Origin of the sequence: Microcella humidisoli (genome assembly GCF_024362325.1) — a bacterium.
GTDB classification, from domain to species: Bacteria; Actinomycetota; Actinomycetes; order Actinomycetales; family Microbacteriaceae; genus Microcella; species Microcella humidisoli.
Genome location: NZ_CP101497.1, coordinates 2,258,312 through 2,278,383, shown reverse-complemented (window position 1 = coordinate 2,278,383; position 20,072 = coordinate 2,258,312). Strand labels below are relative to the sequence as shown.

Below are 20,072 nucleotides of genomic sequence, written 5' to 3'. Positions count from 1 at the left end.
GGCTACTGGCTGACCCACTCGAGGTAGAAGAGCCCCACCCCGAGCGCCACGAAGAATCCGCCGATGAGCCAGAAGCGCACGACGACCGTCACCTCGGCCCAGCCCTTCAGCTCGAAGTGGTGGTGCAGCGGGCTCATGAGGAAGATGCGCTTGCCCTTCGTGATCTTGAAGTAGGCGCGCTGGAGGATCACCGACCCCGTCACGATGAGGAACAGGCCACCGATGAGCACGAGCAGCAGTTCGGTGCGCGTGAGGATCGCGAGGGCCGCGAGCGCGCCGCCGATGGCGAGTGATCCCGTGTCGCCCATGAAGATCTGGGCGGGAGAGGTGTTCCACCACAGGAAGCCGATGAGGCTCGCCGCGATCGCGGCCGACACGATCGCGAGGTCGAGGGAGTCGCGCACCTCGTAGCAGCGGCCGATGTTGGCGGGGTCGAGCGCGTCGCTGCCGCACGACTGGTTGAACTGCCAAAAGGCGATGAAGATGTAGGCCGAGATCGAGAGGATCGAGGCCCCGGTCGCCAGGCCGTCGAGGCCGTCGGCCACGTTGACCGCGTTCGACGTGCTGACGACGATGATGTTGACCCACACGGCGAAGGCGACGACCGCGCCGACCGAACCGAGCACGGCCAGATCGAGCCAGTGGATGTCGCGCACGGCGGAGATGGCCGTGGAGGCGGGCGTGAGGCCGTTCTCGTCGGGGAACGAGAGGGCGAGCACGGCGAACACCGTCGCCACGATCGCCTGCCCGGCGATCTTCGCCCAGCCGCCGAGACCGAGGCTGCGCTGCTTGCGGGTCTTCGTGAAGTCGTCGATGAAGCCCACGACCCCGAGGCCGATCATGAGCAGCAGCACGAGCAGGGCGCTCGCCGTGATGCGCTCCCCCGCCACCAGATGGCCGAAGAAGTAGCCGAGCACCGAGCCGAGGATGAAGACGATGCCGCCCATGGTCGGCGTGCCGCGCTTGGTGTGGTGCGACTGCGGGCCATCGTCTCGGATGAACTGACCCCAGCCGATTCGCTCGAACAGGCGGATGAAGAGCGGGGTCATGAACAGGGTGAACCCGAGCGAGAACGCGCCGGCCGTCAGCAGGGCGATCACGGACGGTCTCCGCTCAGCCGGTCGACGAGGTCGCCGAGGTCGAGGTCCGCTCCTCCAGAGATGAGGATCACCGCGTCTGCTCCGCTCGTCGCACGCACGAAATCGTACGCGCTGCCGAGGTCGTCCATGAGCACAGACTCGCCGTCCCACGACCCCTCGAGCCCCGCGGCCATGTGCAGGTGACGGGCGCCGTGGCCGATCACGACGAGTTGGCGCACGTCGAGGCGCACGATGATGCGGCCCAGCGCGTCGTGCACCTCGAAGCGATCGGGCTCGTCGACGGCGAGCGGCCCGATGACGGCGATCGTTCGCAGCCCCGAGCGCCCGAGGTCGGCGAGCACGCGCAGCGAGGCCCGCACGTCGTCGACGTGGGTCGAGCCCGTGTCGTCGAGCAGCAGCGCGCCGTCGGCCGCACGGAGGGGAGCGGTGCGGCGCGCGACCTGCTCGACCGCCAGGCCCCCGATGGCCTCGTCGATCGACTCGCCGCGCGCCAGCGCGGCCTCGAGGGCGGCCACCGCGCGGTCGATCGAGGCGGGGCCGAGCGCGCCCACGCGCACCGTGCGCCGCTCCCCGCCGACGCGCACGTCGATCGTCGAGCCCTCGGAGTCGTGGCGGGCATCGTCGAGCAGCACGGAACCGGTCATCGCGGCCTACCAGCCCGCATCGCGCAGCGCCGCGCGCGCGAGGTCGCGGGCGAAGAAGGGCACCTTCGTCCCCCCGACGTCGCGATAGTCGAGGTGGCCAGGACCGGCCCACAGGATCGTGTCGCCCTCGCGGGCGATCGTGACCGCATGCCGGATGGCCTGCTCGGGCACGGCGATCTCGATCACCTCGGCGGCCGACTCGGCTGCGGCCGCCCCCTCGAGCAGTGCGGCGCGGATCGCGGCCGGATCTTCAAGCCGCGGGTGGTGATCGGTCACGATTACGATGTCGCTGCCCTCGGCGGCGACGCGGCCCATCTCGAAGCGCTTCGTGGCATCGCGATTGCCGTTCGCCGCGCACAGGATGATGAGGCGGCCCTCGGTGAAGCGGCGCAGGGCGGCGAGGGTCGTCGCGTAGGCGTCGGCGCTGTGCCCGAAGTCGACGTACACACTCGGCCCGCGGTCGCCCGACACGCGCTCGGCACGGCCCGGCAGGTAGACGTCGATGGGCTCGCCGCCGAGCGCCGCCGCGATGTCGTCGAGCGCGTGCCCCGCCCGCACGAGCATGACGATCGCGAGACCCGCGTTCGCTGCCATGTGGGTGCCGATGACCGGGACGGCCGACTCGAGCGACTGCCCGTCGGGCGCGGTCAGCCGGAAGTCGGTGCGCTCGGGCAGCTCGCGCGTCACCGCGACGCGCCAGTCGGCCTGCACGTCGGCGCGCGAGGTGATGGTCGTCACCGCCACCTCCGCGAGCTCGACGACGCGCGCACCGTACGACGAATCGAGCGAGACGACCCCCGTGCCGGCGCGCTCGGCGGCGAACAGCTGCGCCTTGGCGGCGAGGTAGGCCTTCATCGTGCCGTAGTCGTCGAGGTGGTCGTGGCTGAGGTTGGTGAATCCGACGACGCCGAACCGCACGCCGTCGACACGGTGCCGGGTGAGCGCCTGCGCGCTCACCTCGAGCGTCGCGGCGTCGATGCCGCGCTCGCGCATGAGGGCGATCATCGCGTGCACCTCGGGCGCCTCGGGCGTCGTGAGGCGGCTCGCCGAGCGCTCGCCGTCGATGACGCGCTCGGCCGTCGTGCTGAGTCCCGTGCGCTTGCCCAGCTGCCGCAGCACGGCGTCGAGCAGGTAGGCCGTCGAGGTCTTGCCGTTCGTACCCGTCACCCCGTAGAGCTCGAGCGGAGCATCCACCGTGCCGTAGACCCAGGCCGAGAGCGCCCCGAGCAGGGCGCGCGGCTGCGCGGCGACGAGCACCGGCAGCCCGGCCTCGGCGGCCAGGTCGCGCCCCGCGGCATCCGTCAGCAGCGCGACCGCGCCGTGCGCGCGCGCCTCGGCCGCGAACGCCGCTCCGTGCGCGTGCGCACCCTGCATGCCGACATACAGATCGCCCGGATGCACGTGCGAGGCCGCGACCGCGATGCCCGTGACCGCCGCCGACGCCGGCCCGAGCAGCGTCAGCGCGAACGCGTCAGCGAGCTCGGCGATCGCGCGGGGCGGGAGGTGCTCCGGTCGCAGCACGACGGGGGCAGGACCGGACAACGCAACCTCGATTCGTGGGCGGCGCCTACCAGGTGGTCGGAAGGCGGGGCGCCGGCTCACTCGAGGGCGCAACCCGGAAGGTCGTGAGCACCTGGGTCATGATCGACCGGAAGGTGGGCGCCGCGGTAGCCGACGTCTTCATCGTATCGGGCTTGCCGTAGGTCACGACAACGACGAACTCGGGGTCGTCGGCGGGCGCGATGCCGGCGACCGAGATGATGCGCTCGTCGGTGTAGCGGCCGTTGCGGGCGACCTCGGCCGTGCCCGTCTTCGCCGCGACGCGGTAGCCGGGGATGTCGATGAGGCTCGCAATGGCGCTGTCGGTCGCGACGCTCTGCATCATCGCGAGCGTCTGGTCGGCGGCCGACTCCGACACGGCGCGCACGCCCTCGGTCGGCGGCGTGTGGGTGACGGTGCCGTCGGCGTGCTCGCACCCGGCCACGAGCGTGAGCGGCAGGCGCACGCCCCCGTTGCCGAGGGCCTGGTAGGCGCTCGCGATCTGCGCGCTCGTCGCCGACATGCCCTGACCGAACATCTGGGTGAGCGCGCCGTGGCCGTCGATGGTCTCGGGATCGCCCAGCCGCCCGCTCGACTCGCCGAGGAAGTCGACCGCGGTCTCCTCGCCGATGCCGAACTTGGCGAGGTAGTCGTGGCGCTGCTGCACCGTGAGGCGCGAGCTCAGCACGGAGGTTCCCGTGTTGGACGAGCGCATGAGCACGCCCGTCGTGGTGAGCCGCAGGTCGTCGTGTGCCCAGGCGTCGGTGATCGAGTAGTTGGCGATCGTCGGCAGGCGACCCGGGGCGATGACCTGCTCGCGGGGCGTCGTGAGGCCCGCGTCGATGAGCGCCGCGAAAGTGAGCGACTTGATGACCGAGCCGGGCTCGAAAGGCGAGCTGAAGCTGCGGGAGCCGAGATTGTCGACCGAGGTGCCATCGACATCGTTCGGGTCGACCGTCGGCCAGTCGGCCGCCGCGATGACATGCCCATCGTCGACGCGCACCACCCAGGCGGTCGCCCAGTCGGCGCCGATCGCGATGGCCTGCTCGGCGATCGTCTGCTGCGCGAACCACTGCACGTCGGCATCGATCGTGAGCCGCAGCGTGCCGCCGTCAACGGCCTCCTGCTGCACGACCGTCGTGCCGGGCAAGCGCACGCCGTCGGCGCCGCGCTCGTAGGTCGACGTGCCGTGGGTGGCCGCGAGGCACTCGTCGAGGCGCCGCTCGAGCCCGGTCTGCGGACCGTCGGTGCCGAGGAACCCGACGAGATTCCCCGCGATCTGCCCGTTCGGGTAGGTGCGGCTCGGCAGGCGCTCCCAGTACACCCATGGGATGCGCAGCTCGCGCACGGCCTGGAACTGCTCGGTCGTGACCCGGCGGGCGAGGTAGGCGTGGTCGTCGGCCGGATCAGCCGCGAGCTGGCTCTGAATCTCGGCGAGCATCGCCGCGGGGTCACCCCCGACGATCCCCGCGACGGCCGCGAGCGCCTCCGCGACCGTGTGCTCCGACTTCTCGCCCGACTCGGGATCCGTGAGCCGGTAGTCCTTGACGAACCGCGGAGAGATCGTGATGTCGTAGCGGTAGACCGAGTCGGCGAGCACGACACCGGTCGCATCGACGATGTCGCCGCGCGCCCCGTAGATCGTGAGCGGGATCGACCGGCGGGCCTCCGACTCGTCGGCCAGCTCTTGCGCGCGCACGACCTGGATATCGACGAGGCGCACGATGAACGACGACAGGATGATCGCGAGCACGAGCATCCAGGCGGCGAGTCGGCGGCGTGTGCGCCGAGCGGCGGTCACCATGCGGGGATCCCCTTCTCGTCGATCAGCGCGTCACAGGCGAGGGCAGAGCCCCCGCAGGAGCGGGTGCGCTCGGGGCCGAGGCTAGCGACCCCGGCGACGACGGCGCCGGAGACTCGCCCGAAGCGAGGGCCGGTGCACCCCCCGTCGTCGTCGGGGTCACGAGGGGCACGTCGGTCAGCAGCACATTGCCGACGAGATCGCCCCGACCGTCGAGCACACCCGAGCCGGCCCCCGCCGGTTGGGGGGAGCCCTGCACGGTGCCATCGGAGAGGAGCAGGAAGGCGGGACTCACCGTGCTCACGACCATGCCGAGCGACTCGGCGTTGGCCGCGACGTGCTGCGCGGAGTCCAGGACGTTGAGGTCTTCGGTGAGCATCTGGGCCGTGCGGTCGAGCTCGATGCGCTGAGCCTCGAGCGCCGTGATGCGATACGCGCCGTCCGACAGCACGATGCTCAGCATGAGCTGGGTCAGCAGGATCGCGAAGACACCCGCGACCGTCACGATCGCGTAGACGGCCCGCGGTCGGGATCGCCGCTGCGGACGCGTCGCGACGACCTCGAGGGGTGCGACGGCGGGCGCGCTGCGGCGGGGGCGGGGCGCGGTCGTCAGCGGGACGGCGCTCATGCCGCGTCTCGCAGCCGCTCGGCGGCACGCAGGCGCACCGGGATGGCTCGCGGGTTGCGCGCGCGCTCGGCCTCGTCGGCCTGCTCGGCCCCGCGCACGAGCAGCGAGAACTCGGGACGGTGCTCGGGCAGCTCGATGGGCAGTCCGGCGGGCGCCGTCGACCGTGAGCGGGCGGCGAGCTCGCGCTTCACGATGCGGTCTTCGAGCGACTGGTAGGCGAGCACGACGATGCGCCCCCCGACCGCGAGCGCGTCGAGCGCCGCCGGCAGGGCGGCTTCGAGCGCGGCGAGCTCGGCATTGACCTCGATACGCAGCGCCTGGAACACGCGCTTGGCCGGGTGGCCCGCGCGCTGCACGGCCCGCGGCGTCGCGTCGATGATGAGCTGCACGAGCTGCGACGAGCGCTCGAGGGGATGCTCCGCACGCGCCTGCACGATGCTGCGGGCGTACCGCGGCGCGAGCTTCTCCTCGCCGTACGCGTAGAAGATGCGACGCAGCTCGGCCTCGGGGTACTCGGCCAGGATCGTGGCCGCGGTGATGCCCGTCGTGCGGTCCATGCGCATGTCGAGCGGGGCATCCTGCGCATAGGCGAAGCCGCGCTCGGCCTCGTCGAGCTGCATCGACGAGACGCCGAGGTCGAAGAGCACCGCCGTCGCGCGGTCGATGCCGAGACCGTCGAGGGCCTCGCGCACGCCGCTGTACACGGTGTGGACGAGGTGCACGCGGTCGCCGAAGGGGGCCAGCCGAGCACCGGCCTTCGCGAGCGCATCGGTGTCGCGGTCGAGACCGACGAGGGTGAGGCCGGGATGCCGCTCGAGGGCCGCCTCGGCGTGGCCGCCGAGTCCGAGCGTGGCGTCGACGAGCACCGCACCCTCGACGCGCAGGGCGGGATCGAGGAGCTCGAGGGTGCGGTCGAGCATGACGGGGATGTGGCGGAGGCGGTCGGTCATCATCGTGTCCGGATCGAGCGCGGGGCCCCGATCCCCATCCGTGCGACCTGGCACCGGGGAAGGTGCGCCAGGGCGACTCACGGCTGGGAGTCGGGGTCACGCGATCAGAAGAGTCCGGGGATCACCTCCTCCTCGGTGTTGGCGAACGCGTCCTCGCGCTCGGCGTAGTAGGCGTTCCAGGCCTCGGTCGACCAGATCTCGGCGCGGTCGCCGGCGCCGATGACGGTGAGCTCGCGGTCGAGGCCGGCGTAGTCGCGCAGGACGGTGGGGATCGTCAGGCGGTGCTGCGAGTCGGGCTCCTGCTCGCTCGCGCCCGAGAGGAAGAGCCGCTGGAACTCACGGCCCTGCTTGCTCGTGAGCGGCGCGGTACGCAGCTTGTCGAGCTGCTCCTGGAACATCGCCGCGCTGAAGACGTAGATGCAGTGCTCCTGACCGCGAGTGAGCACCACTCCCCCGGCGAGCTCGCTGCGGAACTTGGCCGGAAGGATGATGCGCCCTTTGTCGTCGAGCTTGGGGGTGTGCGTGCCGAGAAGCATCGTCCTGGCCCCCCTCTCATCTCCGGCCCGAGATCAGGTGATGACCTCCACTTTACTCCACTTTCCTCCACCAAGTAAAGGATCCTGGGCACTGTATCGCGCACTCGCCTCCACTTCGACCCCGGAGGCCCGTGATTCCGGGCTAGTCAGCGCGGCCAGACGGTGGAGTGCCGGTGGAGGGAATTCGGGCGGAACGGGCCCGGGCGCACGAAAAACGGGGCCGACCAGACGGTCGACCCCGTGAAGGAGAGGGTGGTGGAGGAGGGTGGAGGCTACTCGCCGCGCTCGTCCTGGCGGCGCTCCCAGCGGTCGGTCATCGTCGACATCCAGGAGGTGCGAGGCGTGCGCGCACGGCCCGTTGCGGTGGGCGCGGCCGTGGATGCGTCGCCGCGGCCCGGGCTGATGACGAGCAGAACGCCGCCGAGCATGAGGGCGAAGCCGGCAACACCGATGATCGGCTGCCGAACGATGACGCCCGCGACGAGGGCGCCGACACCCGCGACGGCCAGGAGCGCGCCGATGACGATCAAGCGGTAGTTGGGCTTGCCGCGCCGACCGGAGACGGTCGCCACGAAGTCGGCGTCGTTCTGGTAGAGATTGCGCTCCATCTCTTCGAGGAGGCGCTGCTCGTGCTCAGACAGCGGCATGATGAACCCTTCAGCGGCAAGCGGATCGGATACGCTCCGCTCGATCATTCTAGGCTCGCGGTGCTGGATAGGCTAGGCGAGTGCCTGAGAGATTGCGGTTAGTCGACCTTGTCAACGCCCGGCTCGAGCAGTTCCTCGACGAGCGCGCGACCCAGCTCGGCTCGATCGCCGACGACCTCGCGGTCTTCACCGACGCCAGCCGCGACCTCCTGAGCGGCGGCAAGCGCTTCCGCGCGCTCTTCTGCTACTGGGGGTGGCACGCCGTCGCGGGCACCGTGCGACCGGAGGATCTGCTCGCCGAGCTCGACGAGCACCCCGATCTCTCGAGCATCATCGACGCGGCCGCCGCCCTCGAGCTCTTCCACGCCGCCGCCCTCGTGCATGACGACATCATGGACAACTCCGACACACGCCGCGGCATGCCGGCCGCGCACCGCCGGTTCGAAGCCGACCACGCGCGCCGCGAGTGGGTCGGCAGCGCGGCGACCTACGGCACCTCCACCGCCCTGCTGCTCGGTGATCTGCTGCTCGGCTGGAGCGACGAGCTGCTCGACAGCGGCCTCGAGCGGCTCGCCGAGCCGCGGAGCGCCCGTGCCGCTCGCGGCGAGTTCCAGACCATGCGCACCGAGGTCATGGTGGGGCAGTACCTCGACATTCGCGAGGAGGTCGCATGGCGCGACGCCGCGGAGGCCGACCTGCTGCCGCGCGCGCACCGCGTCGTGACCTACAAGTCGGCGAAGTACTCGATCGAGGCGCCGCTCGCGCTCGGCGGCCTCATGGCGGGCGGCACGCTCGAGCAGGTCGCGGCGCTGCGCGCGTTCGGCCTGCCGCTCGGCGTCGCCTTCCAGCTGCGCGATGACCTGCTCGGCGTGTTCGGCGACCCGGCGGTCACCGGCAAGCCCGCCGGTGACGACCTGCGCGAGGGCAAGCGCACCGTCATCATCGCGCTCGCGCGTGCCGCGTTGCCCGCGGGGGCCGTGCGGCTCATCGACGAGCTGCTCGGTGATCCCACGCTGAGCGAGCACCAGATCGCGACCCTGCAGGCCACGATCCGTGACAGCGGCGCTGTCGAGACGACCGAGCGCATCATCGCCCGCTCGGTCGCCGAGGCGGTTGCCGCGCTCGAGGATGCTCCGCTCAGCCGCTCGGCGCGCGCCGAGCTCATCGGCCTGAGCGACCTCGTGACGCGCCGGGCGCACTGAGCGCCGGGGCGACGGGGCCCCGGACTAGAACGCGAGCGCCTGCGCCACGCGACGCACTTCGGCCTTGCGGCCCGCGCGCAGAGCCGCGATGGGGGCGACACCGAGGAGCTCGTTCGGGCTCAGCATCCACTCCATGGCCTCGTCGTCGGTGAAGCCGTCGTCGGCCAGCAGCACAAGCGTGCCCCGCAGATCCTTGAGCGGCTCGCCGTCGAGCACGAACTCCTCGGGCACGACGAGCACTCGCTCGCGCCGCACAGCGAGCAGGTGGCGGTCCTCGAGCAGGCGGTGCACCTTGCCGGGACTCATGCCCAGCATCTCGACGAGATCAGGAACGGTCAACCAACGAGCGGATTCAGCGGGCACGGTCTAAGCGTGCCATGTCTGCCGCGCCTCGCGCGCCCCGCCTGAATGTTACGAACATGTAAACTCGCACCACATCTTCCCCATTGGTATACGGGGGTTGTACCCTGTCACAGCGGCTGGGGGGCATCCGCGCGCGCTCGACCGAGCGCACCGAGGCACTGCGAAGGGCCGGAGACGATGATCGAGAGCGACCGTACGACGGGGATCGCGAACGGCGGCCGGGGGGCCGCCGACATCGATGACCGAGCGCGGGCCGTGTTCGGGGGGCTCGCGCCGCGGGTGGCTGCCCCGGCGCCGATGGCGCCGAGCGCCGCGCACAGCGACCTCGCCCGTCGCGCCCGATCGACCGCGTTCACGACCGTGCCCGTCATGCTTACCGGGGCCATCGCTCTCAGCCTCGGCCTCACGGGCCCCATCGAGCCCGCCCACGCGCGCAAGCCGTTGCCGCCCAAGCCCGAGCAGTCGCCGACGCCCCTCGGGCTGCGATCGGCCCTGACCCAGATCGGCGCCGCGCTCGTGCCGGGAGCGCTCGCCGCGCAGACCGCGTCGACCAGCGCCGCCCCGGCCGTCTACACGGTCGCCGCGGGCGACACAGTCAGCAGCATCGCGCAGCGCTTCGGCATCTCGACAGCCTCCGTGCTCGCCCTCAACGGCCTGTCGTGGAAGTCGACGATCTTCCCCGGACAGGTGCTCGCCCTGACTGCCGCCCCCGTCAAGACGACGGGCAGCGGCCCGGCGACGACGCGCGGGGGGCGCTACACGATCGTCAAGGGAGACACGCTCTCGGCGATCGCGGCCCGCTTCGGCATCGCGACGCAGTCGCTGCTCGACGCCAACGGACTCGTGTGGTCGAGCATCGTCTACCCGGGCCAGACCATCGTCATCCCGGGCCGCGTGCCCGCCCCCGCCCCCGCCCCGGCTCCCGCCGTGGGCCTCGCCGCCGACATCGCGGTCGCCATGCCCGGCACCGGAACGATGTCGAGCGACGCGCCGCTCGCGACCGCCGACACGATCGAGGGAGACCCGCAGGCCGAGGCGCCTCGGGCACCCGCCGTGGCCGCCATGTCGGTCGCGGCCCGTCCCGTGCTGCCGGTCGAGCCCCGTCGCGTTCCCGCACCGCGCCCGCCCGGCGGCTCGAGCTCAACCCCGCCCGCCGTGCCCCCGGCCGGGGGCACGGTGACGCCGCTGACGGGCGAGATGCGCACCCATGCCGCCACGATCGTCCAGGTGGGGCGTCAGCTCGGGGTGCCCGAGTACGGCATCGTGATCGCCCTGGCGACGGCGATGCAGGAATCCTCCCTGCGCAACCTGTCGTGGGGTGATCGCGACTCGGTCGGGCTCTTCCAGCAGCGGCCCAGCTCGGGCTGGGGCACATCCGCCGACCTCCAGGTGCCGAGCCACGCGGCCAAGCTGTTCTATGTGGGCCGCTCGGGGTACACGCGCGGACTGCTCGACATCCCCGGATGGCAGAGCATGACGCTCACGCGCGCCGCGCAGGCCGTTCAGATCTCCGCCTACCCGACCGCGTACGCCAAGTGGGAGGCCAGCGCGTGGGCCTGGTACTTCGAGCTCACGTGACCCCGCGCTCGTGGGTGCGCCTGCGCGGTCACGCGGGCCTCGCGACCTAGACTCGCTCGAGTGAGCTCCTCGACGACCGATCCCCTCATCGGCCGCCTGATCGACGGCCGATATCAGGTGCGCTCACGCATCGCTCGCGGCGGCATGGCGACCGTGTATCTCGCCACCGACCAGCGCCTCGATCGTCTCGTCGCGGTCAAGATCATGCACGGGCATCTCGCCGATGACAGTCAGTTCAAGGAGCGCTTCATTCAGGAGGCGCGATCGGCCGCCCGCCTCGCCCACCCCAACGTCGTCAACGTCTTCGATCAGGGCCAGGATGCCGAATCGGCCTACCTCGTCATGGAGTACCTGCCGGGCATCACGTTGCGCGAACTGCTGCAGGAGTACGGCGCTCTCACGCCCGAGCAGACCATGGACATCACGGAGGCCGTGCTCGCCGGTCTCGCGGCCGCGCACAAGGCCGGCATCGTCCACCGCGATCTCAAGCCCGAGAACGTGCTGCTCGCCGACGACGGGCGCATCAAGATCGGCGACTTCGGCCTTGCTCGGGCCGCCAGTGCGAACACCGCGACGGGCAAGGCGCTGCTGGGCACGATCGCCTACCTCTCCCCCGAGCTCGTGACGCGCGGCATCGCCGACACCCGCAGCGACATCTACGCCGTCGGCATCATGATGTTCGAGATGCTCACGGGCGAGCAGCCGTACAAGGGCGAGCAGCCCATGCAGATCGCGTACCAGCACGCCAACGACTCGGTGCCCGCGCCGAGCACGCTCAACCCGCGTGTGCCCGCCGAGTGGGACGAGATCGTGCTCTGGGCGACGGCGCGCGATCCGCACGACCGCCCGGCCGACGCGCGCGCCCTTCTCGACCAGCTCGCGGAGACCGGGCGCGCCCTGCAGACCGCCCTGCCGGCCGAGGCGACCCAGCGCACGATGCTCCTCACCTCCCCCATCCCGACGCTCCCCGCCACCGGCGAGACGCAGGTGCTCGGCACGCGGGCGTCGAGCGGCGATGCGGCCGAGCCCTCCGCGACGGCGGAACTCACTCGCCGCGGGGCGACGAGCCGACGGCGCGGCTGGCTGCTCTTCGCAGCCGTGCTCGCCCTCGCGGGACTCGCGGGCGGAGTCGGGTGGTGGTTCGCCGCGGGGCCCGGTGCGCTCGTGGCCATCGCGGATGTGCGCGGCGACTCGGTCGAGGCCGCACGCCTCGTGCTGGAGGAGCAGGGGGTCTCGGTCGCCGACGACGTCGCCCGAGAGTTCGACCTCGAGATCGCCGAGGGCCTCGTCGCGGCCACCGATCCCCCGGCGGGCGAGGTGATCGACCGCGACACCGTCGTGACGCTCGTCGTCTCACGCGGACCGGAGCCGACCACCGTGCCCGATGTGCTCGGTCAGCCGGAGGCCGACGCGCGCACGGCGCTCGTCGGCGCGGGCTTCGACGTCGGCGAGAGCATCCCCCAATTCGACCGCGAGGTGCCGGACGGCTCGGTGATCGCGGTCGTCGGCGAGGGTGAGGAGACCCTCGGCGCCGGCGACGACTCGTTCAAGGGCACCCCCGTTCAGCTCATCGTGTCGGTCGGGGCGATCCCCTCGGTGCGCGGGCTCACGGTGGAGGCGGCGCAAGCGGCGCTCAGCGCGCGCGACCTCACGGGCATCGTCGGCGGCGAGTCGGAGTTCGACAACGATGTGCCGCTCGGCGACGTATTGCGTGTCGAGCGCACGAGCGAGGCCCCCGTTCGCCCGGGCAGCACGCTCACCATCATCGTCTCGCGCGGGCCGGACCTCGTCGACGTGCCGAACGTCGTCGGTCGTCCGATCAATGAGGCGGTCGACATCCTGGAAGAAGCGGGCTTCGAGGTCGTGCTCGACACGAACGTACCGCCCGGCCTGCGCGACTCGCCGCTCGCTCCGGTGCAGTCGACCAACCCCGCCGCGGGTGAGCGGGTGCTGCGCAACAGTCCCGTCACGGTCGTCGCGAACTACTAGCTGCGGCCGAGCTCCTCGGCGACGAGGAAGGCGAGTTCGAGCGACTGCATGTGGTTGAGGCGCGGGTCGCACAGCGACTCGTAGCGCGTCGCAAGGGTCTCCTCATCGATGTGCTCCGAGCCGCCGAGGCACTCGGTGACGTCGTCGCCGGTGAGCTCGACGTGGATGCCACCGGGATGCGTGCCGACCGCGCGGTGGGCCTCGAAGAAGCCCTTCACCTCGTCGACGACGTCGTCGAAGCGACGCGTCTTGTAGCCGTTCGGCGTCGTCATGCCGTTGCCGTGCATGGGGTCGCTGACCCACAGCGGCGTCGCGTCCATGCCGCGGATCGCCTCCAGCAGCGGCGGCAGCGCGTCACGGATGACGCCGGCGCCCATGCGCGTGATGAAGGTGAGTCGACCGGGCTCGCGCTCGGGGTCGAGCACGTCGATGAGCCGCTCCATCGTCTCGGGCGTCGTCGAGGGGCCGAGCTTGACCCCGATGGGGTTGCGGATGCGCTTGAAGAAGTCGACGTGGGCGCCGTCGAGCTCGCGCGTGCGCTCGCCGATCCAGAGGAAGTGCGCGCTCGTGTTGTACGGCGTGCCCGTGCGCGAGTCGATGCGCGTCATGGGTCGCTCGTAGTCCATGAGCAGACCCTCGTGGCTCGAGTAGAACTCGACGCGCTTGAGCTCGTCGAAGTCGGCCCCGGCCGCCTCCATGAACTTCACCGCGCGGTCGATCTCTTTCGCGAGGCCCTCGTAGCGCTGGTTCGCGGGGTTGGCGGCGAAGCCCTTGTTCCAGCTGTGCACCATGCGCAGGTCGGCGAACCCACCCTGGGTGAAGGCGCGGATGAGGTTCAGGGTCGAGGCGCTCGTGTGGTAGCCCTTGACGAGGCGCGCGGGATCGGCCTGGCGCGACTCGGGCGTGAAGTCGTAGCCGTTCACGATGTCGCCCCGGTAGGCCGGCAGCGTGACGTCGCCGCGGGTCTCGGTGTCGCTTGAGCGCGGCTTCGCGAACTGGCCCGCCATGCGGCCCATCTTGATGACGGGCATCGAGGCGCCGTAGGTGAGCACGACGGCCATCTGCAGGATGGTCTTGACGCGGTTGCGGATCTGGTCGGCCGTCGCGCCCGCGAAGGTCTCGGCGCAGTCGCCGCCCTGCAGCAGGAACGCCTCACCGCGCGCAGCGCGCGCGAGGCGGTCGCGCAGCATGTCGACCTCACCCGCGAAGACGAGCGGGGGCAGGGTCGCGAGCTCGGCAGACGCCGCAGCAACGGCCGTCGAGTCGGGCCACGTGGGCTGCTGCTTGATCGGCAGGGTGCGCCAGTGATCGAGTCCGGCAATGACCTCGGGGTCAGCGTGCACAACGGTTTCGAAGGGGTCGACCACGGGCGTTACGTCCTCACAGGGCGGCTCGAGCGGGATGCACGGCGCATCGACGCCGCGACTGTCCAGCCTATCGGGCGTTGGCGGGCCGCTTGTCCTTGACCGTGGTCGCGTAGACGTCGCGATACTCCTGGCCGCTCAGGCGGCCGAGTTCGTACATGATCTCGTCGGTGATCGACCGCAGCACGAAGCGGTCGCCCTCGAGCCCCTGGAAGCGGCTGAAGTCGAGCGGCTCGCCGAACACGACACCCGGGCGCACGACTTTCGGCAGCTTCGCGCCGATCGGCATGACCTTCTCGGTGTCGATCATGGCCACGGGCACGACGGGCGCCCCCGACTCGAGGATCATGCGGGCCACGCCCGTGCGTCCCCGGTACATGATGCCGTCGGGGCTGCGGGTGCCCTCCGGGTAGATGCCGAGCGCGAAGCCCTCGGCGAGCACCTTGAGTCCGGTGTTGAGCGACGCCTCGCTCGCCTTGCCGCCCGAGCGGTCGATCGGCAGCTGGCCGCTCGCTTCGAAGAACATCTTGATGAGCCAGCCCTTGATTCCGCGCCCCGTGAAGTAGTCGCTCTTGGCGAGGAACACCACGCGCCGATCGAGCACGAGCGGCAGGAAGACCGAGTCCGTGAACGACAAGTGGTTGCTCGCCAGGATCACCGCGCCCGTGCGCGGGACGTTCTCGACACCGCGCACCCACGGACGGAAGGCCGTGAGCAGGATCGGCCCGATCACCAGGTTCTTCATGAGCCAGTAGAACACCGGGGAGTCCCTTCGTCGACGGCGGAGGCCAGCCTAACCCCTGCGCGCGCCGCCCGTACGGCCGCGACGATGATCACGCGCCCGAGGCGGTGGCGTGGATGCGCGCCAGGTCGGCCGCCCCGACGACACCGGCGTCGTTGACGAGCTCGGCCACGACGAACCGGGGCTCGGGGTGGTAGCCCCGTGCCGGCAGATGAGCGAGGTACGACTCGCGCACGGGATCGAGCAGCAGGTCGCCGGCGATCGAGACGCCGCCCCCGAAGACGAAGAGCTCGGGGTCGAGCACCGCGCTGAGGCTCGCGCAGGCCTGGCCGAGCCAGGTGCCGAGCTGGCGCAGTGCGTGCAGGGCGCCGGCGTCGTGGTCGACAAGCAGTCGGGCGAGGATGTCGCCCGTGAGCCCGCCCGCGCGCTCGCGCTCGGCCGCGAGCTGCAGGCCGATGCCGCCCGCGTCGGCGATCTCGTTCGCCATGCGCAGCAGCGCACGACCCGAGCCGTACTGCTCGATGCAGCCGCGCGCGCCGCAGCCGCACGGCAGACCGTCGGGAACGACCCGCAGGTGACCGAGCTCGCCTGCCGTGCCGAAGCCGCCGCGCAGCAGGCGGTCTCCTGCGACGATCGCGCCGCCGACGCCCGTGCCGATCGTCAGCATCGTCATGTCGTGCGCATCCCGTGCCGCCCCGAAGCGGAATTCGGCCCAGCCGGCCGCGTTCGCATCGTTGTCGATCGTCACGTCGAGATCGAGCCGCTCGCGCAGTCGGTCGCGGAAGGGCTCGTGCCGCCAGTTGATGTTCGGCGCGTAGTAGACGGTCGACTGCGCGGCGTCGATGAATCCCGCGGCCGCGACTCCCGCGGCGATGACCTGCTGGCCATCGCGCAACTGCTCGACCATGCGCACGACGAGCTCGGTGATGGCGGCGGGGTCGCCCGCGGGGGTGGGCTCGCGCAGCTCGGCGAGGATCTCGCCGTCGTCGCTCACGAGGGCTCCGGCGATCTTCGTCCCGCCGATGTCGATTCCGATGGAGTGCACGAGTGTCGAGTCTAGTGAGCGGGCGAGGGCTCCGAGGGGGTACCCCGGTCTGCCGACTAGAGTGAGGGAACCATCTGCCCGTCCGGTACCAAAGGAGTTGCCGTGAAAGAGTTCTTCGTCCCGGCCGTCGTCACCCCCGACCCCGACGCGAACGCCACCGACCTGCTCGTCGACCGCGTTCGCCAGACCCCGAACGGCGCTCTGTTCGCCCTGCCGACGGCGGATGGCGGCTGGTCGGATGTCACGGCCGCCGAGTTCCACCGTCAGGTGAAGGCGCTCGCGAAGGGCTTCATCGCCGCCGGCATCAAGCCCGGCGACAAGATCGGGTTCATGTGCAAGACGCGCTACGAGTGGACGCTCGTCGACTTCGCGACGTGGTTCGCCGGAGCCGCCCTCGTGCCCATCTACGAGACGAGCTCGCCGAGCCAGGTGCAGTACATCCTCGACGACTCCGAAGCGCACCACATGATCGTCGAGACCGCCGAGCACTTCTCGCGCTACGACGAGGTGGCCGGCGACCTGCCGAACATCGGGCACGTCTGGCAGATGCACCTCGGCGACCTCGAGAAGCTCGCCTCGACGGGTGAGGGCGTGAGCGATGACGAGCTCGAGGCCCGTCGGTCGGCCGCGGTCGGCAGCGACCTCGCGACCCTCATCTACACCTCGGGATCGACGGGCGTTCCCAAGGGCTGCATCCTGACCCACTCGAACTTCGTCGAGCTGTGCCGCAACGCCACCGTCTCGATGAGCCAGATCGTCAACCCGCAGTCCTCGACGCTGCTCTTCATCACGACGGCGCACGTCTTCGCGCGCTTCATCTCGGTGCTCGGCGTGCACGGCGGCGTGAAGATCGGCCACCAGGCCGACACCAAGCAGCTGCTGAGCGCGCTCGGTTCGTTCAAGCCGACCTTCCTGCTCGCGGTGCCTCGCGTGTTCGAGAAGGTCTACAACTCGGCCGAGCAGAAGGCCGAGGCCGGCGGCAAGGGCAAGATCTTCCGCGCCGCCGCCGATGTCGCGATCGCGCACTCCAAGGCTCTCGACGCCGGTCACGTGCCGCTCGGCCTCAAGCTGCGGTTCGCGCTCTTCGACAAGCTCGTCTACGGCAAGCTGCGCGCGGCCATGGGCGGGCGCGTGCAGTACGCCGTCTCGGGTTCCGCTCCCCTGGGCCTGCGCCTGGCGCACTTCTTCCGCAGCCTCGACATCCGCATCCTCGAGGGCTACGGCCTCACCGAGACGACGGCGCCCGCGACGATCAACCTCGTCGACAAGTTCAAGATCGGCACCACCGGTCCGGCACTGCCGGGCGTGGGCCTCAAGATCGCGGAGGACGGCGAGATCCTCGTCAAGGGCATCAACGTCTTCGCCGGCTACTGGAAGAAGCCCGAGGCGACCGCCGAGGTCATGGAGGGCGAGTGGTTCCGCACGGGCGACATCGGCGCGCTCGACGACGACGGCTTCCTCACGATCACCGGTCGCAAGAAGGAGATCATCGTCACGGCGGGCGGCAAGAACGTGGCCCCCGCGGCGCTCGAGGACCCGATCCGGGCGAACCCGATCATCGGCCAGGTCGTCGTCGTCGGCGACAAGAAGCCCTTCGTCTCCGCCCTCGTGACGCTCGACTCCGAGATGCTGCCCGTGTGGCTCAACAACAACGAGCTCGACGCGCAGATGTCGCTCACCGAGGCGGCACAGCACCCCACGGTGCTGGCCGAGGTGCAGCGCGCGATCGACAGCGCCAACAGCCGCGTCTCACGCGCCGAGTCGATCCGCAAGTTCACGGTGCTCGCCACCGAGTTCACCGAGGCGAGCGGTCACCTCACGCCGAAGATGAGCATCAAGCGCCATGTCATCACGACCGACTTCGCCGATGTCATCGAGGGCATGTACAGCGGTGCCCCCGAGACGCAGGGCATCTCGCTGCAGTAGTCGCCGAACGCCCGACGGGCGCCGACGGTCGCGCCGATGGTCGCGCAGACCGGCGGCGCCCGTCGGCATTCCGGGTGTCGCCGCGCGCGCGTGCGCGACCGCGATTCGGGATGCTGCGCTACGGCCGCGCGAACCAGTCGGCCTGGCGCACCGCGCGCATGGCCTCGCGCTTGATCTCGGGCTCGAGCCCCTCGATGTACAGTCGCCCGTCGAGGTGGTCGCACTCGTGCTGCAGCGCCTGCGCGAGCAGGCCGTCGCCGCTGAGGTCGACCGCGGACCCGTCGAGATCGATGCCGACCACGCGGGCCCAGGGGTGGCGGCGGCGCGGGAACCCGAACCCGGGCACGCTCAAGCACCCCTCATCGACGGGTTGCGCCTCGCCGCGAACCTCGACGAGCTCGGGGTTGAGCACGTAGCCGACGTCACCGTCGATGTTGTAGCTGAACGCGCGCAGCATGACGCCGATCTGAGGCGCGGCGACGCCCGCACGGCCCGGTACCTTCACGGTGTCGATCAGATCGGTCACGAGGGCCCGCACCGCGTCGTCGATGCGCACGATCGGGTCGGCGGCGCTGCGCAGCACGGGGTCGCCGAAGAGACGGATGGGGCGGACGGCCATGGACCGGTCAGACTCCCCGGCGCACAGGCATGCCCTGAGCGACGAGCGCCGCGAGCTCGCGCGCCGCCTGCCGCGTGAGCGGGCGCAGGTCGCGCCACGAGATCACAGAACCCGCGGCGAGCTGCTCGTCGTAGGGGATGCGCACGATCTGCCGCACGCGGGAGGCGAAGTGCGCCTCGATCTCTTCGAGCTTGACGAGATTGGTGCCCTGGGTGGCCGTGTTGATCGCGACGATCGCCTCACGCACGAGCTCGCCGTAGCCGTTCGCCTCGAGCCAGGTGAGGGTCTCCGAGGCGAGCCGTGCTTCGTCGACGCTGCCGCCCGAGACGATGACGAGCGCATCGGCCCGCTGCAGGGTCGCGCGCATGACCGAGTGCACGATGCCCGTACCGCAGTCGGTGAGCACGATCGAGTAGTAGCGGGCAGCGAGGTCGGCGACGACGTTGTAGTCGTTCTCGTCGAAGGCCTCGGAGAGCATGGGGTCGGTATCGGAGGCGAGGATGTCGAGACGAGTCTCATCGCGCGAGACGAGCGTCGAGAAGTCCGTGAATCCCTGGATGCTCGGCGCGCGATTGACGACGTCGCGCACGGTCGCGCGGGTCTGCCGCGCGACGCGTTCTGACAGGGTGCCGCGATCGGGGTTCGCGTCGATGGCGATGACGCGGTCATCCCGCACCGAGGCGAGAGCCATGCCCAGCAGGGTCGTGATCGTCGTCTTGCCGACACCGCCCTTGCGCGTGAGCACGGGCACGAAGCGCGCCCCGCCCTCGAACGCCGTGGCGATCTTGGCGTCGAGCTCTTTGCGCTCGCGAACGCGGCGCGAGTCGCCGATGTTGACGAGGTGGAAGGTGACCGCGTAGACGAAAGCGGGCCAGCGACCCTCGGGCGCCGTTCGATTGCGCCGCCTCGGCTCGATGAGCCGATCGGCGGTGAGCATGGCTGCCGACTCCGGACCCTGGTGCACCCCGTCGAGCATGTCGCGGCGCGAGTAGACACCGTCGGTCTGCGGCAGCGGCGGGATCTCGACATCGGCGTCGGGATCGTCGCCGGTCGGCGGCGTCGTGACGACGGCGTGCAGCTCGTCGTGGGCGAGCTCGATGACGGTGGTGCCCGTCTCGACCGTGCCGACGACGGCGCCGACGATCGCCGGGTCGACGCCGCTGTCGAGCAGGGCGACAGCCTGCTCGTCGGCCGGGCGCTCGTGCACGGGTGCGGGCAGCTCGACGTCGATCGTGAGGCTCTCCGGCAGCGCCGCGGCAAGGTCGGCGTCGCCGACGGGCTCGACCCCCTCGGCGACGGTCGTCACCGCTTCGGTCTTGGTTCTGCCACGCTTCTCGGCCACAGTCGTAACTCTCCCTGGTATCAGACGACTGCTCAGTCTAGCCGCCCGCTCCTCCGC

General features: G+C 70.9%; 18 protein-coding genes. 4 read left to right on the top strand and 14 right to left on the bottom strand.

Annotated elements, in window-relative coordinates:
- Positions 1-2 precede the first annotated feature (2 nt).
- From mraY to NNL39_RS11090, 8 genes are all read right to left on the bottom strand, one after another.
- On the bottom strand, positions 3-1,100 hold the full coding sequence (mraY, locus tag NNL39_RS11125; protein WP_255159346.1) for a phospho-N-acetylmuramoyl-pentapeptide-transferase: 1,098 nt from the start codon (positions 1,098-1,100) through the stop codon (positions 3-5).
- Positions 1,097-1,744, bottom strand: a complete 648-nt coding sequence (locus NNL39_RS11120; RefSeq protein WP_255159345.1) for a UDP-N-acetylmuramoyl-tripeptide--D-alanyl-D-alanine ligase — start codon at positions 1,742-1,744, stop codon at positions 1,097-1,099. Before NNL39_RS11120 ends, mraY begins: the two co-directional genes overlap by 4 nt.
- Positions 1,745-1,750: 6 nt before the next feature.
- On the bottom strand, positions 1,751-3,286 hold the full coding sequence (locus NNL39_RS11115) for a Mur ligase family protein (RefSeq protein WP_255159344.1): 1,536 nt from the start codon (positions 3,284-3,286) through the stop codon (positions 1,751-1,753).
- 25 nt (positions 3,287-3,311) lie between these two features.
- Positions 3,312-5,087, bottom strand: coding sequence for a peptidoglycan D,D-transpeptidase FtsI family protein (locus tag NNL39_RS11110; RefSeq protein WP_255159343.1), 1,776 nt, complete (start codon positions 5,085-5,087; stop codon positions 3,312-3,314).
- 22 nt (positions 5,088-5,109) lie between these two features.
- Positions 5,110-5,712 (bottom strand): hypothetical protein, encoded by a 603-nt coding sequence (locus NNL39_RS11105; RefSeq protein ID WP_255159342.1) that lies wholly within the window; start codon positions 5,710-5,712, stop codon positions 5,110-5,112.
- On the bottom strand, positions 5,709-6,662 hold the full coding sequence (gene rsmH, locus NNL39_RS11100) for a 16S rRNA (cytosine(1402)-N(4))-methyltransferase RsmH (RefSeq protein ID WP_407665121.1): 954 nt from the start codon (positions 6,660-6,662) through the stop codon (positions 5,709-5,711). The genes NNL39_RS11105 and rsmH overlap by 4 nt, the downstream gene beginning before the upstream one ends.
- Before the next feature lie 104 nt (positions 6,663-6,766).
- The gene (gene mraZ, locus NNL39_RS11095) at positions 6,767-7,198 is read right to left on the bottom strand and encodes a division/cell wall cluster transcriptional repressor MraZ (RefSeq protein WP_255159340.1); all 432 of its coding nucleotides are present in this window, start codon (positions 7,196-7,198) and stop codon (positions 6,767-6,769) included.
- Positions 7,199-7,470: 272 nt separating this feature from the next.
- Entirely contained in the window at positions 7,471-7,845 is a 375-nt protein-coding gene (locus NNL39_RS11090) for a DUF3040 domain-containing protein (RefSeq protein WP_255159339.1), read from the bottom strand.
- Between the two features lie 80 nt (positions 7,846-7,925).
- Here NNL39_RS11090 and NNL39_RS11085 point away from each other — a divergent pair, with 80 nt between their 5' ends.
- Positions 7,926-9,047, top strand: a complete 1,122-nt coding sequence (locus NNL39_RS11085; protein ID WP_255159338.1) for a polyprenyl synthetase family protein — start codon at positions 7,926-7,928, stop codon at positions 9,045-9,047.
- A 24-nt stretch (positions 9,048-9,071) separates the two neighbouring features.
- Here NNL39_RS11085 and NNL39_RS11080 read toward each other — a convergent pair whose 3' ends face one another.
- Positions 9,072-9,410 carry an Rv2175c family DNA-binding protein gene (locus tag NNL39_RS11080; RefSeq protein WP_322972913.1) on the bottom strand — a complete coding sequence of 113 codons (339 nt, stop codon included), beginning with the start codon at positions 9,408-9,410 and terminating at the stop codon, positions 9,072-9,074.
- Between the two features lie 177 nt (positions 9,411-9,587).
- On the opposite strand from NNL39_RS11080, the gene NNL39_RS11075 reads away from it, so the two are divergent.
- Together NNL39_RS11075 and pknB are read left to right on the top strand one after the other, a co-directional pair.
- Positions 9,588-10,988, top strand: coding sequence for a LysM peptidoglycan-binding domain-containing protein (locus tag NNL39_RS11075; protein WP_255159337.1), 1,401 nt, complete (start codon positions 9,588-9,590; stop codon positions 10,986-10,988).
- 60 nt (positions 10,989-11,048) lie between these two features.
- Complete coding sequence (gene pknB / locus NNL39_RS11070) at positions 11,049-12,977, top strand: Stk1 family PASTA domain-containing Ser/Thr kinase (RefSeq protein ID WP_255159336.1); 1,929 nt, start codon at positions 11,049-11,051, stop codon at positions 12,975-12,977.
- Here the strand turns inward: pknB and NNL39_RS11065 are convergent.
- The 3 genes from NNL39_RS11065 to NNL39_RS11055 form a co-directional block, all read right to left on the bottom strand.
- Positions 12,974-14,344, bottom strand: coding sequence for a class II 3-deoxy-7-phosphoheptulonate synthase (locus NNL39_RS11065; RefSeq protein ID WP_255159335.1), 1,371 nt, complete (start codon positions 14,342-14,344; stop codon positions 12,974-12,976). The two genes, pknB and NNL39_RS11065, sit on opposite strands and share 4 nt — an antisense overlap.
- Positions 14,345-14,411: 67 nt before the next feature.
- A complete protein-coding gene (locus NNL39_RS11060) occupies positions 14,412-15,101 on the bottom strand; it encodes a lysophospholipid acyltransferase family protein (protein WP_255159334.1) in 690 nt (229 codons plus the stop codon).
- Positions 15,102-15,174: 73 nt separating this feature from the next.
- Positions 15,175-16,128, bottom strand: coding sequence for an ROK family glucokinase (locus NNL39_RS11055; RefSeq protein WP_255159333.1), 954 nt, complete (start codon positions 16,126-16,128; stop codon positions 15,175-15,177).
- 102 nt (positions 16,129-16,230) lie between these two features.
- On the opposite strand from NNL39_RS11055, the gene NNL39_RS11050 reads away from it, so the two are divergent.
- Complete coding sequence (locus NNL39_RS11050) at positions 16,231-18,054, top strand: AMP-dependent synthetase/ligase (protein ID WP_255159332.1); 1,824 nt, start codon at positions 16,231-16,233, stop codon at positions 18,052-18,054.
- 118 nt (positions 18,055-18,172) lie between these two features.
- Here the strand turns inward: NNL39_RS11050 and NNL39_RS11045 are convergent, their stop codons facing one another.
- Both NNL39_RS11045 and NNL39_RS11040 read right to left on the bottom strand, forming a co-directional pair.
- Positions 18,173-18,673: a peptide deformylase gene (locus NNL39_RS11045; protein ID WP_255159331.1), complete on the bottom strand. Its 501-nt coding sequence runs from the start codon at positions 18,671-18,673 to the stop codon at positions 18,173-18,175.
- A 7-nt stretch (positions 18,674-18,680) separates the two neighbouring features.
- The gene (locus NNL39_RS11040) at positions 18,681-20,015 is read right to left on the bottom strand and encodes a MinD/ParA family ATP-binding protein (RefSeq protein WP_255159330.1); all 1,335 of its coding nucleotides are present in this window, start codon (positions 20,013-20,015) and stop codon (positions 18,681-18,683) included.
- Between the last annotated feature and the right edge of the window lie 57 nt (positions 20,016-20,072).

Excerpts from the sequence above, each read along its gene's own strand:
- NNL39_RS11120 (WP_255159345.1), bottom strand. The coding sequence starts at position 1,744 with ATGACCGGTTCCGTGCTGCTCGACGATGCCCGCCACGACTCCGAGGGC.
- NNL39_RS11110 (WP_255159343.1), bottom strand. The coding sequence starts at position 5,087 with ATGGTGACCGCCGCTCGGCGCACACGCCGCCGACTCGCCGCCTGGATG.
- NNL39_RS11105 (WP_255159342.1), bottom strand. The coding sequence starts at position 5,712 with ATGAGCGCCGTCCCGCTGACGACCGCGCCCCGCCCCCGCCGCAGCGCG.
- rsmH (WP_407665121.1), bottom strand. The coding sequence starts at position 6,662 with ATGACCGACCGCCTCCGCCACATCCCCGTCATGCTCGACCGCACCCTC.
- mraZ (WP_255159340.1), bottom strand. The coding sequence starts at position 7,198 with ATGCTTCTCGGCACGCACACCCCCAAGCTCGACGACAAAGGGCGCATC.
- NNL39_RS11090 (WP_255159339.1), bottom strand. The coding sequence starts at position 7,845 with ATGCCGCTGTCTGAGCACGAGCAGCGCCTCCTCGAAGAGATGGAGCGC.
- NNL39_RS11075 (WP_255159337.1), top strand. The coding sequence starts at position 9,588 with ATGATCGAGAGCGACCGTACGACGGGGATCGCGAACGGCGGCCGGGGG.
- NNL39_RS11045 (WP_255159331.1), bottom strand. The coding sequence starts at position 18,673 with ATGGCCGTCCGCCCCATCCGTCTCTTCGGCGACCCCGTGCTGCGCAGC.